The organism is Rhizobium sp. BK251, from assembly GCF_004345245.1.
In the GTDB taxonomy this organism is placed as follows: Bacteria; Pseudomonadota; Alphaproteobacteria; order Rhizobiales; family Rhizobiaceae; genus Rhizobium.
This window is the reverse complement of record NZ_SLUQ01000007.1, coordinates 344,932-360,927: the sequence shown is the minus strand read 5'-3', so window position 1 is coordinate 360,927 and position 15,996 is coordinate 344,932. Positions and strand designations below refer to the sequence as shown.

Genomic DNA, 15,996 nt, shown 5'->3' with positions numbered 1-15,996 from the left:
TACCGATAGCAGAAGACGGCCTGGAGAATGCCAATCTCACGTTGAGGAACTTTACGTAGCGGGAGGATAAAGCAGGTCAACGATATAGCTGGCGTCGAAGCGGGAATCGAGCATGCCATAGGTGGAGCGCCAGCCGCCGGCGAGACGCGTCTCGATGAAGGCATCGGCAATGCGACCGGCACCGAGACGGTAGAGTTCGGCAGCGCCCGCAGCCAGAGCCAGTTGCTCGATCAGCAGGCGGCCGGCGCCCTCGTCCCTTTCGCAAAGTGCGATCGCGGCACGCAACACGTCGATGGTCTTCTTGCCTGCCGGGCCGAGATCGCGGGCAAGTCCGGCGAAGACGGTCTCGAAGAGATCCCTGCCCCGGTTCAGCACCCTGAGAACGTCGAGCGCCATGACGTTGCCCGAGCCTTCCCAGATCGCGTTGACCGGTGCCTCGCGGTAGTGGCGGGCAATCGGCCTCTCCTCGATGTAGCCGCTGCCTCCGATGCACTCCATCGCCTCGTAGATGAGCGCGGGAGCGATCTTGCAGCACCAGTATTTCGCAACCGGCGTCATGACGCGGGCGAAGGCGGCATCCTCGGCACTGTCTCGAGCCCGGTCGAACGCGTCGGCCAGACGGAAGGAAAGCGCCGTCGCAGCGGCAACGTCGAGCGCCATGTCGGCGAGCACGCGCGTCATGATCGGCTGGTTCACCAGCATCTTGCCGAAGACGCTGCGGCCGCGAGCGTGATGGACGGCCTCTGCGAGCGAGGCGCGCATGATGCCGGCCGACGCCAGCGCGCAGTCGAGCCGCGTCAGCGTCACCATGTCGAGGATCGTGCGGATACCGGCGTCTGGACCTCCGAGCAGGAAGCCGAAGGTATCGGTAAACTCGACCTCCGAGGAGGCATTGGAGCGATTGCCGACCTTGTCCTTCAGGCGCTGGAACTGCAGCCCGTTGGCCGATCCGTCCTCGAGCAGGCGGGGCACGAGGAAGCAACCCATGCCATCCTTCGTCTGGGCCAGCATCACGAATGCGTCGCTCATCGGCGCCGACATGAACCACTTGTGGCCCGACAGGCGGTAGATGCCCTCGCTGACCTTTTCGGCGCTGGTGATGTTGGCGCGCACATCCGTGCCGCCCTGCTTCTCCGTCATGCCCATGCCGATCGTGATCGCAGTCTTCTGCATCGCCGGCTTGTTGGACGAATCATACTTGCGCGACAGGATCTTCGGCGCCCAGTCCTTCTGGACTGCCGGCGAGGCGGTCAGCGCGGCAACGGAAGCGCTGGTCATGGTGAGCGGGCAAAGATGGCCGGATTCGAGCTGTGCCGTCAGGTAAAAACGGGCGGCGCGCACCTTGTGCGCTTGATCCTTGGCCTCGGCATCTGCTTGCGCATCCCATACGGAGGAATGCAGCCCGATGGACATGGAGCGGCGCATCAGCGCATGCCAGGCGGGATGGAACTCGACGATGTCCAGCCGCTCGCCGCGCGGGCCGTGCGTGCGCAGCTTCGGCACGCCCTCGTTCGCCATGCGTGCCAGCTCCTGCGCCTCATGCGAGGTGACGTAGCGACCCATTGATTCCAGCTCTTCGCGAATCGCGCGCGGAAGCGCCGAGGTCAGATCGACGATCAGCGGATCCGTTCTGTACGCATTGATGCCGGACCAGAGCTTCGGCTGGTTCAGCTCGGCTAATCGTTCTTCTGTACGATTTGATTGGGTCATGAAACGCTTCTAGAACAAGAAAGATACAAAAGGAAACCGGAAGTTTGGCCGCCGCCCGTTACGGCTGTAGCGGGATTCGAGTCAAATTGCATGATGCCCGGAAAGGCTTGCCCACAGGCCGCGCTTGCCCATGGCGTTCCTACTCATTATAGACCGCCTGACCAATTCCGGAGGACAGTTTCATGGTCTTCTTCCCCCACCGTCATCTGATCGGCATCAAGGGCCTCACCGAACAGGACATCACCTATCTCCTAGACAAGGCCGACGAGGCGGTGAAGATCAGCCGCCAGAGGGAGAAAAAGACGTCGACGCTGCGCGGCCTGACGCAGATCAACCTCTTCTTCGAGGCGTCGACCCGCACCCAGTCCTCCTTCGAGCTTGCCGGAAAGCGGCTTGGCGCAGACGTGATGAACATGTCTGTCGGCAACTCCTCGGTGAAGAAGGGCGAGACCCTGATCGACACGGCGATGACGCTGAATGCGATGCATCCCGACGTCCTCGTCATCCGCCATTCGAGCGCGGGTGCCGCCGCCCTGCTCGCCCAGAAGGTCTCCTGCTCCGTCGTCAATGCCGGCGACGGCCAGCACGAGCATCCGACGCAGGCCCTCCTCGACGCGCTGACGATCCGCAGGGCGAAGGGCAAGCTCTCGCGCATCATCGTCGCGATCTGCGGCGACGTGCTGCATTCGCGCGTCGCGCGCTCCAATATCCTGCTGCTCAACGCCATGGGCGCGCGGGTTCGCGTGGTCGCCCCGGCAACGCTGCTTCCCACCGGCATCGCCGAAATGGGCTGCGAGGTCTTTCATTCGATGAAGGAGGGGCTGAAAGACGCCGATGTGGTGATGATGCTGCGCCTGCAGCGCGAGCGCATGTCGGGCGCCTTCGTGCCGTCGGTACGGGAATATTACCACTATTTCGGCCTCGACGCGGAAACGCTGAAGGCGGCCAAGGAGGACGCGCTCGTCATGCATCCGGGTCCGATGAATCGCGGCGTCGAGATCGCCTCCGAGGTGGCGGACGGGCCGCAGAGCGTGATCGCGCAGCAGGTTGAAATGGGCGTGGCGGTCAGGATGGCGGTCATGGAAGCCCTGCTCGTCTCGCAGAACCAGGGCCCCCGAACCGATGGAGCAGGCGCATGAGCCACTCTCTCGTCCTCAAGAATGCCCGCATCATCGACCCGTCGCGCAACCTCGACGAGATCGGCACGATCATCGTTCGCAACGGCCGCATCCTGGCCGCCGGCAGGGATGCGCAAAACCAGGGCGCCCCTGAGGGTGCCGAGATCAGGGATTGCGACGGCCTTGTCGCCGTGCCGGGCCTTGTCGATGCGCGCGTCCATGTCGGAGAGCCGGGTGCCGAGCATCGCGAGACGATCGCCTCTGCCAGCCGGGCAGCGGCTGCCGGCGGCGTAACCTCCTTCATCATGATGCCGGATACGGACCCGGTGATCGACGACATTGCGCTGGTCGAATTCGTCAAGCGCACGGCGCGCGATACCGCACTGGTCAACGTCTATCCGGCCGCCGCGATCACCAAGGGTCTCGCCGGCGAAGAGATGACCGAGATCGGCCTGCTTCGGGAGGCCGGCGCGGTTGTCTTCAGCGATTCGCATGCCACCATCCACGACACGCAGGTTCTGCGCCGGGTCATGACCTATGCGCGCGAATTCGGCGCGGTGATCTCCTGCGAGACCCGCGACAGATATCTCGGCGCCAACGGCGTGATGAACGAGGGGCTGCTGGCAAGCTGGCTTGGCCTCTCCGGTATCCCGAGAGAAGCCGAACTCATCCCGCTTGAGCGCGATCTCAGGATCGCGGCGCTGACGAAATGCCTCTATCACGCCGCCATGATCTCCGTGCCGGAGTCGGTGGAGGCGATCCGGCTTGCGCGGTCGCGTGGGGCCAAGGCGACCTGCGGCATATCGATCAACAATCTCGCTCTCAACGAGAACGACATCGGCGAATATCGCACCTTCTTCAAGCTCTATCCGCCACTGCGCTCCGAGGACGACCGCACTGCGATGATCGACGCGCTTGCTGACGGAACGATCGATATCATCGTTTCCTCGCACGACCCGCAGGACGTCGATACCAAGCGCCTGCCCTTCTCCGAAGCGGAAGACGGCGCGGTCGGCCTCGAGACGATGCTTGCCGCCGCCCTTCGCCTGCATCACAGCGGCCAGGTGAGCCTGATGCGCCTCATCGACGCCATGTCGACGCGGCCGGCGCAGATATTCGGTCTCGATGCCGGCACGCTGAAGCCCGGCGCCAAGGCCGATATCACGCTCATCGACGTCGACGAGCCTTGGCTTGTTTCCAAAGACATGCTTCTCTCCCGCTCGAAGAATACCCCCTTCGAAGATGCGCGCTTCACCGGCCGTGCCGTTGCCACTTACGTGGCCGGGCAGTGCGTGCACTCGTCGAACGCAGGCTGATCGAACCGAGGACTCGAAACCACCATGACCGCCGACTTCACCACATGGGACATCACCCTGCCGATCGCGCTCGCCGCGCTCGCGATCGGCTATCTCCTCGGCTCCATTCCCTTCGGCCTCGTGCTCACGCGCGCCGCCGGCCTCGGCGACGTGCGCAAGATCGGCTCCGGCAATATCGGCGCGACCAACGTACTACGCACCGGCAACAAGAAGCTTGCCGCCGCGACGCTGCTGCTCGACGCGCTGAAGGGGACCGCCGCGGTCTGGATCACCCATCACTTCTTCGGCGAGGAGGCGGGAATCCTCGCGGGCTTCGCCGCCTTCATCGGCCACCTTTTCCCGGTTTGGATCGGCTTCAGGGGTGGCAAGGGCGTCGCCACCTACATGGGCATCCTGCTCGGCATGGCGCCGGAGATGGTCCTCGTCTTCGCCGTGGTCTGGCTCGCGCTCGCTTTCACGACGCGCTATTCCTCGCTATCCGCGTTGGTTGCAACCCTTGTCATTCCGGTTGCATTGTGGATACTGGGCGCCGAAAAGATTGCGGCTGCCATGGCGCTCATGACGCTGATCACCTGGTGGAAGCACAAGGCAAACATTGTCCGGCTGATGGCCGGGACGGAAAGCAAGATCGGGGCGAAGGGGTAGCATGGATTCGCGCAGCGCAAGGCCGACCGGAATTGCGCTGACCGAAAGACAGAGCTAGGCCATTCCAGATAACGCTTTTATTTCAATATGTTGGCGATATATTCGGCGCTTTATTTTCGCCGTGGGTAGCGTTGTGGGTACACATTTGATGGCACGCCGCGCTAACGCTGGCTCTGCGAAAGGGTCTTCATGTGATGCCGAAGATCAAGAATCACCAATCCAAGGTATGCAAGAGGTCGTCGGTCACAGATATCCATGACATACCTCATCTGTGAGTTATGACTCATAATCTTCGGTGATATGTCGACTACTCCTTCCTGGATAGCAGTCCTAACCGCATTGGCCATACGCGTAAGTGCGTCGTGCGCCTTGTACATGTCTGCCGGGTGCACGAAATCGTCACTTGTGTAGTCTTTCGGGTCGAGGCGTACGCGGTCTCTTATATCCAATGCCCCCATGTTCATTCCCGTCAGAAACCCCTGTATCCACGTTAAATAAATCGTCTCTGTCGCATCAGGCGCTCTACGGTATTCCTCTGCAAATTGGGCGCACGTCATGGATAGTGGCCCGACTATTACAGTTTCTTCGCTAAAGCTTGGAGCAGGCCATATCCCTAGAGCCAGTACCAGTACGCCTGATTTCCTAAGTCCGCCTAACATCGCCCTCGTCCCTATGAGCAATGAGGCTAGTCCCACACTAAGTTGTAGGCAAGGGCCTATGCAATCACCGAAGAATATGCAGATTAGTGTGCATTGCCTCGGCGAGGATTATCATGGGTCTGTTGGACTGGCTTTTCGGGAAGCAAGGAACCTCCTCTGAGGAGCGCCGCGCTCCTCAGTCACAGGACGAACTATGGAGCATATCCGAGAATGGCAATCCGATGATGACCTATCGAAATCGCCGTATAACGGTCTTTGCCGGCAATGATGGCTGGAAGTTCTGCGTTGCCAAGATCACAGCCGACAACGACCCTTATTTTTCGGAAGTCTATGCCAGCGAGGCGGCGGCAAAGTATGAAGCCCTTGCTTGGATGAATGGGTCGCCATCCCTGCATCAGTCGTTCCAGGAGCAGCGCCGAGAAAATCGAGCAAGTAAGTGGGAAGAGTGCATTCTCGCGACCGAGACCCTTGCCAATGACCTTCAAGCGGCCTTGGCGGACCACTCCTTAAACGTGACCGCGCTTCGGAAGATTGAGGCCAAGATAGCACCCAACGTTAAGCGGTTTTCTTGGCAGATAACTCAGTACTATCGTGATGGTGTGAGCGATGAGCTGATCCACAAGGCCGAAGGTTTGGAAAAGCGGTTTCAGGCTTTGGCGCTTGTGGTTGATACGCGAATTGCAGAGGCTAAGAGCCGACCGCGCAAGAAGACCTAGCAACGCCTACAGAAAAGCCCCCGGTGCTTAGTTTCCGGAGGCTTCTCAGTCTGTTGCCGTGCGTGCGGGGACGGTGCCACACAGCAAATCGGACCTAGAGCGGTCCTTGGGGTCAGATTAGACCCTCGCGTATATTAGCAACATACAAAATACCGTGATCCCCTTGTGACGGATGAGACCCAAATGGCCAAATCGGCCCATTTGGCGGGGCATTGTTGCGTCCCATGGGGGTGGTATCATAAGCCAAATCAATGGCTTAGATACCCATAAACCACCCCAGGAGATACCCGAATGCCAATCACTGATCAGGAAATCGCAGATCTGATGTACGTGGACCCCGGTAAGGCCGTTGCCCTCCTCCGGGAGCAGACCAAACAGGAAGTGCGCCAAGAATACGCGCAGCATCAAAGCCGAGAACAATTCTTCAAGGACTTCTATCGGGAAAATCCCGATCTATCGGAAAATCATGTCGATGTGCTCGGTGTCCTGAATAGCAGGTGGGCGGACCTCGAAACCATGCCAGTTTCCAAAGCGGCAATCGAGGTTGCGTCTCTAACCCGCCAGAAGCTCGAACGCGACCGTCGCCGGATGAACGATCCCGCAGCCGCTGAGCGCAGGGTCATGCGAGGCGGACCCGGTCTTGATGGTATGAGTGCAGCCGACGCAGCCGTGATTTCCAACTCTCAAGACTTCGATGAACCGGAGAGCCTAAGCAGCATCATCAACCGACGCAAAGAGGCTCGCTACGAGTCTGCCGGTTCTCGCCGACTGTCCCGCCGTGGCCGCTCGGAGTGATCCATGGCCGAATCCCTTGGAGCACTCATCAACCAACGTAGGGCTGATCGCCGTAGGCTCTCGGACCCCGAGGAGCGAGACCGGGATATCGCGAAGTCTCTGGCCGAAGAAGCCATTGAGAAATTGAAGGCCAAAGTGGCTACTCGGACAGGAGGTGTGTGATGGACAGGTCCCGCCTCATCATCCGTCCTCAGGTTGGCCCTTATGTCGATCAAACCGAGTTGGACCATCAAGCCACCCTCCAGGAATTACTCCGTCAGGAGTCAGCCGAACCCTATGACCGTGGCGAGCGCCTACGGCAGGACCGGGAAGCCCGAAGGGCACGGCAGCACCGTCTTGGCTTTTCATGGAAGGAGCCTAGCGATGGAAAGGACTGACTGGCAAGCGTGGACGCAATACGAGGATATGCAGGTGCTGTACCTGAGCCGAGAACGGCGAATGACCCCCGAAATGATCGCCCAAGAGATGGGCCGCAGCATCGGTTCTGTCCAAAACAGATTGATGACGTTGCGGTCTGTGGATGGGAGGAAGCAGTTTTGATCCGGATTGGCCTCCCTCCCTACAAGCGGTGGACTGCGGATGAGCTTGCCGAGCTTCTGCATTTGAGGAGCCGAGGCGCGACGGTCGAGGACATGTGCTTGGCACTCGACCGCAGCAGAAATTCAGTTCGGAGCATGTTGGGAAAAAATCCGGTGCAGCGAAAGGACTCGAATAATGGCTAAGAAACCAACCCCTAAGCCGACCACTGTCAACTACGACCTCTCGAAGGGTTATGGGACGATTAGTGACCCCGGCAATTCCCCTCGTGCAGTTAGCCCGACTAACGAGGCGGCACCTGGGAAAGGGTCATAACCATGGCCGATGCAGGTGGACTTGGTTCATTCGCCTCCGGGTTCTCGGAAGCCTTCAGCAACGCGCGAAACCGCCGTGCTGATCGAGATGCGGCCCGTAGGCAGCAGGCACTTGAGGAAGAGCGCAGCCGACGCCAACAGGCTCAGTTTGAAGAGCAGATGCAATTCCGCCGTCAGCAGGCCGATGCACTGGAGCAATATCGCGCCCAGAGTACGGAAATCCAGCAGCAGACACAGGCCCGACTTGCTGAGAACGAGAAGAAGCAACAGGACTTGAATATCATTGAGAAAATGATGTCCATTTCTGACCCTACCGTTCCCAAACAGGTCCGAGTGCTGAGCTACACAAAGCTCTTGCAGCAGCTAGGCGAGGACCCGAGCACAGCGGACAGCAAGGCAGCGATCAAGGCGATTGCCGATCTGGACTCCGAAGCTCTGGCCGGGGTCAAGAGCTACATCATGAACGCCCTGCCAAATTCTCAGCCCGGCGAAGCGGCAACCATGGCAGCAGCAGCCCTCAGCGGGAAGCTCGACCTCTCCGATATCATCAAACAGGGGAAGGAGCTTAGGCAGGAGCAATTGCGGCAGGAGGCCTTTGGTGCTCCCATGTCCGGTGCCCCGGCCTCCTCTGGTCGTCTCACTTCTCCGACGCCCATGGCTCAACAGGGCGGAAATATGCCTATCCCGGGCATGGCGCAGCCTCAGGGAGATTTGACCCCTGCCCAGCTTCGCCGGAATGCCCAACAGCTATATCGCTCTGGCGACATGGATGGTGGCGATGCTGCCTTGAAGCTCGCGAAAGAGATGGAAGGTGGGGGCGACCAAGGGACGCTTGGCCCGCTTCCGGCTGGATACGAAGCTTATGTTGGTGCGGACGGTCGTCGGGCAATTCGCCCTCTCTCCGGTTCTCCTGCCGAGGCAGAGCAAAACGCAGCCCGAGACAAGGAAAGCAACCGCCAGCAGCAGACGAAAACCTCGGGTGGGATCGTCCTGCAGGATATTGGTCGTGCCCTGAATGTAATGGGAAATGCCAGCGAGTGGCCGTCTGGGCCTGATAGGGCGGTTCGTCGCAATTTCTCCGATAGCACCGTCGGCCAGGTGGATAGGCTCATCGGGACGATCAAAGCCAATGTCTCGGCGGATGCTATCCAGCAGATGCGGCTGAACTCCCCGACAGGTGGAGCGCTCGGCAATGTCTCGGATAGAGACCTAGAACTGCTGGAACGCACCAAAGGCAATATCGACGTAAACCAGAAGTTCGATGTCCTACAGGACAATCTCCGCCGTCTGAAGAATGTCTATCTCGACTTGGTCTATGGAACCCCGGAGCAGATTGATGGTCTCGTAGATCAGGGCAAGCTCTCCCCCGAGGATGGTTATCGCCTGCGAAAGCGGGAGAAGCTGAGCTTTGACGAGTTCGGTAATCCTGCGGACAGCAGCCCTAAGGCGATCACCAAAGAACAATTCGACAAGCTCCCCAGCGGGACAACGTTCCTCGCTCCTGATGGCAGCATTCGGAGGAAACCCTAATGGTCGAATGGTGGGAAAGCGCTCCAATAGTGACGAACAACGAAAAGGCCGCTCCACTCCGAGGCGGCCCTCCGAAGAGTGATGCGAGCCAGTCCGGGTATCTTAGCAGTGGTTCTGGTGTCCGCTCCTCTTCGGCTCCCTCTTCCGATCGGGAGTATCTCGACAACCGTGAGAAAGGTTTTGTCGATAAGGTTTGGGATTGGACGCAGAAAGCAGCGGGCAATGAGTGGGAGCGCACAAAGCGTGATTTTCAGACCATAGACGACCTTGTGCGAGTGACCGCGCGAGGCATGACTTTCGGTTGGGCAGATGCTGCCGCTGGATATATGTCTGGAACCGGGACCGAGGCCGAGCGGGCTAGAACCGACGCTGCGAAATCCCGTCAGGGTGTGACAGGCGCACTGGCCGAACTCGGCGGATCGATGGCAACCACAGGCGGGCTTATGAAGCTAGCGCCTGCGGCTTTTGGCGCGGCTCAAGGTCAGAGCATGGGTATGCGGGCCGTGGCTGGTGCCGGGTCCGGTGCCGCCATAGGTGGCCTCGACGCGGCTGGCCGGGGTGAGGATATTGCCCGAGGTGCCGCGATTGGTGCCGCTGCTGGTGGAGTGCTCGCCCCTGCTGGTGAACTCGCCGGGAAGGTTGGCGCTAGGTTCATGAACCGAGGCGTTGAACCTCGTACATCGGAAGCCATCACTGCAGAGGCTCGCAAGCTCTATAAGACGGCAGACGATGCAGGAGTTAGGCTTTCGCAGTCATCTTGGAACAATGCCGTCGAAGAAGTGAACCGAGCCGCAGCCAAGGCGAATATTGATCCTCGCACCGACCGTGCAGCCGTCACGGCTCTTGATGCCTTTCGAGAACTCCAAGGCCAGCAGATGACGTTGACGCAGGCGGAGGCACAACGGCAGTTCCTCAACAAGGTGATTTCGAACCTACCGGAGAGCGATCAATCTTCCATGCCTGTGCTTATGAGCATGAAAGGCGCACTGGATGATTGGATAGGTGGGCTGAAGGCGGCCGACATCGTGGCCGGTGATATCGACGTAGGCCGACAGTCGCTTGTAAGTGCCCGCAAGTTTTGGACTGCCCGTGGCAAAGTCGAGATACTGGAACGGGCTTTCGACAAGGCCGAGAACGCAGGCCAGCCATTTGATGCAGCTATCCGAGGCCAGTTCCGCAGCATCGCTAATGCGAAGGATTTCAACAAGCGTTGGACTGCGCCTGAGAAGCGGGCAATTCAGGCTGTAGCTCGTAGTGGTGGGATCGATAGCCTTATGAGTTCTCTAGGCCTGCTTGGGAAACTCGCCGTTGGTCCTGCGGTTGCAGGTGGTGGAGCTGGTTACGCCGTTGGTGGCCCGCTTGGGATGGGGATCGGTGCAGGCGTGGGAGCCGTTGCCCGAGGTGCAGAATATCTGGCCACGACTGGTGCGGCTCGTGATGCTCAGTTGCTAATAAGCAACGGCACAGTACCGGCAAGCATCGGCAAGGCGGGAACTCTAGGCCGGGTGCTTGGCATGTCTGGAGGTATGGAGGCCGGGAAGCGGGCTTTGGCCCCGGAGAAGCTCAGAAACGGGAGGGTCGTGGAATGACCTATTCCTCTTCTTTGTACGCCCACCCGAGGTATTCAACCGGTAGAAGCCCAAGCTTCCTGCGTAGTTCATTGTCAGTGATTTCGAGGCACTGGGCGCTTCTCGCCTGTTCATCCGTCATAGGCGGGAGCCATACCGGCTCTGGCTTCCAGCTATCCCGCTTCGCTGTTTCCCGCATGTCTGCGTTGGTCGCAAATATCAGCAGGATGATGACGACAATCAGAAACGTAACCATGTGGGCCACTCCGAAACCGCTGGAATACGGTTCATTATACCACAACCCACGCGAGAACAAAACGAAAACTCCACCTGCATCGCGAGCGGAGGCCCTGACATGGCGATAGGTTTCTTGTTCGAGAAAAACGACAAGACGGCGAAAATTCGCGTCGATGGGAGGACTGTGGAAGTGCCCTTGAGCGAATTGCCAGAAGGGGCGGAAGAGCTTGGGGATGTTGATATGGGCGGGGCCGGATCGCCGTCAAATGGGGTCGGAAACCCGCCAAATTCGGCCCGTGGCGAGCGTATAGGTATCCCCGGCACCGGAACGCCATCCGCCCCATCGAACGCGCCCACGGCCCCCAAATCCAATGCCGGTCATCGCCAGCAATACGCCATGCAGAAGCTTGTCAGCCTCGGCTGGTCTCCGGTTCAAGCCGCTGGTGTGGTGGGCCGGTTCATGCAGGAGGCTTATGCAGACCTGCGGACAGGTGCCATCGGAGATGCAGGGATTTCGCTAGGTATCGGGCAATGGAATAAGGAACGTCGCCAAGCTCTGGTTTCCTTCGCGAAGGATCGCAAAACCTCCCCATACGACTTCGATACACAGCTAGAATTCTTCGACCACGAAATCAGGAATAGCCCTAGTGAGAAGCTTGCATTTCGCTCGCTGAGCACTGCCGAGACGCCAGAGCAGGCCGCCGCAGCTATGATGCACTACGAGCGTCCTCGGGGCTACTCGGTCAAGAACCCTAGCGCAGGCCACGGCTACAGCAACAGTCTGCGAAACACTGCCAGCGTCCTGCAAACCTATGATCCGAATGCACAGATTGCCTTGGCCTCGAACCCAGGCAACGGGGACCCGAGCCTGTTTCAAACCATAGACCCGGCAGAGACGGGCACTGAGGACGATCCTAGCGGCTCAACCGGCAACAGGTTCGTGCCCCCTGATCTTAGCGTCATGACGCCGGATACATCGGAGGACGATCAACGGAGTGCTGTGGCCCGCCAGCGTATTGCAGCCATGCTCGCTCTCGGCCAGACGCCCTCCATCCTTCCAACCGAGTCAACATTTGGCGACTTCTTCCGAGGAGGCAACTCATGATCACTTTGATAAACGAAACCGAGTTCCGGCAGCGCTTGCTCAAGGCACAAGATGCCAGAGAAGATGCCTTCCTGGCGGATGCCCTACCCTTGGACGACACCACCACATACCAGTTGATTTTCGTCTTTGTCCGGCGACGCTACGACGACCGCAGAGGCCTCGCATATTGGGACAAGGCGACACTTTGTTTCGAAAATCGAAATGACCCCCGCTGGGAAGAAACGGACTCCGATTGGCTAGTCGAGAGCACTGACCTCGCACGTCTAGCCCACCTAACAGACTACAACCTTCGAGCCGTCCAAGATGGCTTGGCTAACAACCGCTCAGGCATGTTTTATCACATCACATCCGAAGGCGGATACGTCATCAGGAGAAAGCCATGACTTACGAAATCATCCCTCTGAAAGGTGCTCTGCGACAGCTATCCCCTGTGGAGATTTCCGAAGCTCTCGAAATCTCAGGCTATCTCACAGAGCTTATCGGCACACCTCTGGTAATCGACACCCTAGACGAACTTGCGGAGCCAAACACTATCGCCTTCCTCGGTCATGCGCCTAGCGTAACCGGGGTGGAAAAAGCCCTCCGCTCTCGGAAACCCTCCTCAGTGTTCGTCGGCCCAACTTACGCAATCCGCCATAACTCCGGCACTGCTTGGTAGGAGCTTAACCGAGTTATGGGCCGACCTGTAAACAAAGCGAAGATGGAGCAAGTAGGCTCTCCGATCATCATAGGGCTGGATGAAATCGCCGCTATGTTTGGTCGAACGCGTCAGACTATTGCCAACTGGCGACTGACAGAGGGCTTCCCTATCGCGAGACTGCCCTCCGGTGAGTGGTTCACCACTATGTCGCTCATAGAAGATTGGCTACTCGCCCGAAATGCCGTCGATCCCTACTGTGGTGCTCCAAAGCCGCTCCGGGATCGTACCGAACAGGCGAAGAGACTAGCGCAGGCCGTGCCAGATGATGAGGTTTTGAGGATTTTGGAGGAAATCGATGCCTCGGTTTGACACTGTGACGAGGGGGACAAGGGGCATGACCCAAGAGCGTCGGGGGCTAGCAAAGCGGCGAGGATGCGAGGTCATAGCCGATAAGATTGGACTGCTAGCAGTGCGGGACACTGAGCATTGGATGGAGATTATGCGAGTGGTGGCGATGCTCTCAGGGACGTATCAGCCTGAGGCTACAAGGTCCGTTCTGACGATGAGGGAGAGATGAATAAGTGGGCACTCACAACGAGTGATGTGGAGGTCCTCAGGATAATGTCACTGGCGCACTTGGTCGCCGATCTTGCGGAGGCTGGGGAGATTGGGGCTACGCAGGAGGTAGTCAGGAGACTGGCGTTGGTGCAGGAGTTTCCGAGCACAGCACATGCGTTGCTGGTGATCGCTCGAGGGATGCAAAGGGTGGCATAGGGGTATTTCCGCAATCAATGGATGGGCGATCCTAGCGGTCTAGCGTTTGGCCCAAAAAACCTAGCGGATGGAAATGCCAAATTTCATAATAAAAACAACGTTCTAGCACTTCTAGCGGTTGCGTGGGAGGGGATGGGAAACGCTACAATTAAGTGTAACGCTTCCACGCATCTTCAAAATCAGCCTTCTTATAACCACGCTTGTTAGTAGCGTGCTTGAAGACCTGAGTAGGTTTGATATCGAATGGCTCTAGGAGCTTCGCAAGCTGGCGAGAGGTGACACCTGCGAACAAGTCACCATCATCATGCTTCCTAATTCCTTCAATTATCTCATCTGACCAGAGGGCAGAGTGGTTCCTAAAAACACCTTTGATGATTGTCAGAAGCATCTCGCCTCTGGGCGGATCACGAGTGCTGTTGGATAGAGCCAAGGCTGCTTTGCGCGCCGTCTCCGGCCAATGACCTCCAACAAGATCAGCAATAGCAAGAAGCGGATGCCAGTTATCAGCAGTACGGTTTGCGATGCCTTCTGGCATCTTTGGGTTGGCTTCACGGAGTAGTTTGATCGCCTCTTTGGACCATTTATCAAGCTCTGCGTTCAGGAGCTTAAATGCGTCTTTGTTTTTGCGTGTAGGATGAGGGTGATGCTCATCAGGGCGTTTCTTCTTCATATGGATGATGATTGACCGAGTGGCCCATGTGTCATGCAATCTGCCAATCTTCGCCATGCCTATGGGCATCCACGTGGAGTACGTGTTTGTCGCCCAGTCGGACTTGGTTTCATTCCCGTCTGATTTGGCTGTGCGTAGAACGGTAGCGCCCTCCCTTGAGTGACCAGAGTTTAGAATTCCCCTTAGGGCCTCATTGCCATCAACCTGCGTATCAAGCTCATCCAGGAGGAGTGTGCACCCTGCTGGAATTCGATAAATCGCCGCTGAGGATATGTTGCTTGCCAGGACGGCATTTTTTGCCATGTGGGAGATGATTTTAAACGTCTCCGTTTTCCCGCACCCAGCCACAGGGCTGAGGAATGCCAGTCGTGGTGAAATATCAAATGCATCGAAGCAGTGAGTAAAACTGACCCACAGGGCAATCGCCTCTGCTGCCATGGGAGGCAATACAAGGTGGCGTTTCAACGCCTCTGCAATCATATCCAAGATGCTTTCGATACTTTCCATCCCCCCCATTGGAACCGCTAGATCCGCTAGAACATTGATATTGTTGTTATTTTCGCAATTCTCAAGCGCTAGGTTTTTGGGGCGATCTGCTAGACCGCTAGGTCCAATTGCGGGATTGGCCTCGTTGAATGGCGCTGTCGGTGTGGTTCTGTTATTCATTTTTTGCTCGCAAACGAGGTCGGCACGGCCTCAGGTTGGCGTAATCTCCGAAAAAGCGGGGTGGGATCGGGAGTTCCAATTACCAATCCCACCCCATAACCCTACGGCTACATTTCGTAGGGGAATGCTCAATCCCAATCAGATATTGCAGTTGGCGCTTTAGGGATCGGCTTTGGCTTCCGCTGAGGCTTGGGGGCTTTCAGGTGTGCAGGGAGTCTGACCCGCTTTGCTTTGGGCGGATATGCCTCAGGATGCTCGTCACTTCGCTTGCTCATGTTCCAAAGCTCTCTTTCTCTGCTTCGACACATGGTTTTTGCTTCCCACACTGGCGGCAACAGCCGCTCGGGTCTTTGCTGGATTGATATCGTGTTCTTTGAACTCCTGAGCGTGGTGGGCCAACAAGTCGCCACCCTTAATAAAGGTCTTGCCATGAGCAGTATAAGCTTTCACAAACTTCAATCGAAGAAGTTTAAAAAGCTTTGTTCTGCCGATACGCAGAACATCTGCGGCTTCTTTAACAGTGTAAAATTGGTTCTCTTCTACATCTTCGATCTTCATTGGTTTAATCCCGTTTATTGATATTCGTTTCCATTTCGATTTCCGAATATAAGCGATCCTGAACGGGCAGAATAGCTCACAAATAAATGGAATTACTCACTAAATTCACTTTTTTACCCCACATAAGCGGAATTCATACCAGTGAGACTTACTCACTGACAAAACACGGCTCAGAAATTGGGGGGAAACCAGCGAAATTTGACTCTGTGTCAGGAGTTCACGTGGAGATTTGCACCAGATAACCCAACATTTTCATGCGGATAGCGGACGACCGACTGAAGCGCTCTCGCTTGGGTAGACGATTTGGGTAGAGAAACAGGCGATTTCCCACTGGGATTTATACGACCCGTATACATCCCTCTGGCAATTGGGAGCATCCCAGTGGCACCACCATGGAGGGCTGTGAATTTCGCTCAGACCCCTCCGGGGGGGGGGTGG

Annotated in this window: 16 protein-coding genes; 12 read left to right on the top strand and 4 right to left on the bottom strand. The window is 57.8% G+C overall.

What is annotated here, in order from left to right:
* Positions 1 to 51 precede the first annotated feature (51 nt).
* Positions 52 to 1,710, bottom strand: coding sequence for an acyl-CoA dehydrogenase family protein (locus EV286_RS19685; RefSeq protein WP_132958852.1), 1,659 nt, complete (start codon positions 1,708 to 1,710; stop codon positions 52 to 54).
* A gap of 182 nt (positions 1,711 to 1,892) precedes the next feature.
* Between EV286_RS19685 and EV286_RS19680 the strand changes: the two genes are divergently transcribed.
* From EV286_RS19680 to EV286_RS19650, 8 genes are all read left to right on the top strand, one after another.
* On the top strand, positions 1,893 to 2,849 hold the full coding sequence (locus EV286_RS19680; RefSeq protein ID WP_132958851.1) for an aspartate carbamoyltransferase catalytic subunit: 957 nt from the start codon (positions 1,893 to 1,895) through the stop codon (positions 2,847 to 2,849).
* The gene (locus EV286_RS19675) at positions 2,846 to 4,144 is read left to right on the top strand and encodes a dihydroorotase (RefSeq protein WP_132958850.1); all 1,299 of its coding nucleotides are present in this window, start codon (positions 2,846 to 2,848) and stop codon (positions 4,142 to 4,144) included. Before EV286_RS19680 ends, EV286_RS19675 begins: the two co-directional genes overlap by 4 nt.
* 24 nt (positions 4,145 to 4,168) lie before the next feature.
* Positions 4,169 to 4,789, top strand: coding sequence for a glycerol-3-phosphate 1-O-acyltransferase PlsY (gene plsY, locus EV286_RS19670; protein ID WP_132958849.1), 621 nt, complete (start codon positions 4,169 to 4,171; stop codon positions 4,787 to 4,789).
* A 772-nt stretch (positions 4,790 to 5,561) separates the two neighbouring features.
* Positions 5,562 to 6,164 (top strand): hypothetical protein, encoded by a 603-nt coding sequence (locus EV286_RS19665; RefSeq protein WP_132958848.1) that lies wholly within the window; start codon positions 5,562 to 5,564, stop codon positions 6,162 to 6,164.
* A gap of 291 nt (positions 6,165 to 6,455) precedes the next feature.
* Positions 6,456 to 6,959, top strand: coding sequence for a hypothetical protein (locus EV286_RS19660; RefSeq protein WP_132958847.1), 504 nt, complete (start codon positions 6,456 to 6,458; stop codon positions 6,957 to 6,959).
* Between the two features lie 363 nt (positions 6,960 to 7,322).
* Entirely contained in the window at positions 7,323 to 7,499 is a 177-nt protein-coding gene (locus tag EV286_RS32020) for a hypothetical protein (RefSeq protein ID WP_165932888.1), read from the top strand.
* A gap of 314 nt (positions 7,500 to 7,813) precedes the next feature.
* Complete coding sequence (locus EV286_RS19655; protein ID WP_132958846.1) at positions 7,814 to 9,340, top strand: hypothetical protein; 1,527 nt, start codon at positions 7,814 to 7,816, stop codon at positions 9,338 to 9,340.
* Positions 9,340 to 10,929 carry a hypothetical protein gene (locus EV286_RS19650; protein ID WP_132958845.1) on the top strand — a complete coding sequence of 530 codons (1,590 nt, stop codon included), beginning with the start codon at positions 9,340 to 9,342 and terminating at the stop codon, positions 10,927 to 10,929. The genes EV286_RS19655 and EV286_RS19650 overlap by 1 nt, the downstream gene beginning before the upstream one ends.
* A gap of 1 nt (position 10,930) precedes the next feature.
* Here the strand turns inward: EV286_RS19650 and EV286_RS19645 are convergent, their stop codons facing one another.
* Positions 10,931 to 11,164 carry a hypothetical protein gene (locus EV286_RS19645; RefSeq protein ID WP_132958844.1) on the bottom strand — a complete coding sequence of 78 codons (234 nt, stop codon included), beginning with the start codon at positions 11,162 to 11,164 and terminating at the stop codon, positions 10,931 to 10,933.
* Positions 11,165 to 11,263: 99 nt separating this feature from the next.
* Here EV286_RS19645 and EV286_RS19640 point away from each other — a divergent pair, with 99 nt between their 5' ends.
* From EV286_RS19640 to EV286_RS19625, 4 genes are read left to right on the top strand one after another with little or no spacing between them, the layout of a single operon-like run.
* The gene (locus EV286_RS19640; RefSeq protein ID WP_132958843.1) at positions 11,264 to 12,250 is read left to right on the top strand and encodes a phage tail tip lysozyme; all 987 of its coding nucleotides are present in this window, start codon (positions 11,264 to 11,266) and stop codon (positions 12,248 to 12,250) included.
* Complete coding sequence (locus tag EV286_RS19635) at positions 12,247 to 12,633, top strand: hypothetical protein (RefSeq protein WP_132958842.1); 387 nt, start codon at positions 12,247 to 12,249, stop codon at positions 12,631 to 12,633. The genes EV286_RS19640 and EV286_RS19635 overlap by 4 nt, the downstream gene beginning before the upstream one ends.
* Entirely contained in the window at positions 12,630 to 12,908 is a 279-nt protein-coding gene (locus tag EV286_RS19630; RefSeq protein ID WP_132958841.1) for a hypothetical protein, read from the top strand. The genes EV286_RS19635 and EV286_RS19630 overlap by 4 nt, the downstream gene beginning before the upstream one ends.
* A gap of 15 nt (positions 12,909 to 12,923) precedes the next feature.
* Positions 12,924 to 13,259: a hypothetical protein gene (locus EV286_RS19625; RefSeq protein WP_132958840.1), complete on the top strand. Its 336-nt coding sequence runs from the start codon at positions 12,924 to 12,926 to the stop codon at positions 13,257 to 13,259.
* Positions 13,260 to 13,812: 553 nt separating this feature from the next.
* On the opposite strand, the gene EV286_RS19620 is transcribed toward EV286_RS19625, so the two are convergent.
* Together EV286_RS19620 and EV286_RS19615 are read right to left on the bottom strand one after the other, a co-directional pair.
* Positions 13,813 to 15,000 (bottom strand): DUF3631 domain-containing protein, encoded by a 1,188-nt coding sequence (locus EV286_RS19620; RefSeq protein ID WP_132958839.1) that lies wholly within the window; start codon positions 14,998 to 15,000, stop codon positions 13,813 to 13,815.
* A gap of 258 nt (positions 15,001 to 15,258) precedes the next feature.
* Positions 15,259 to 15,558, bottom strand: a complete 300-nt coding sequence (locus EV286_RS19615) for a helix-turn-helix domain-containing protein (protein WP_132958838.1) — start codon at positions 15,556 to 15,558, stop codon at positions 15,259 to 15,261.
* Between the last annotated feature and the right edge of the window lie 438 nt (positions 15,559 to 15,996).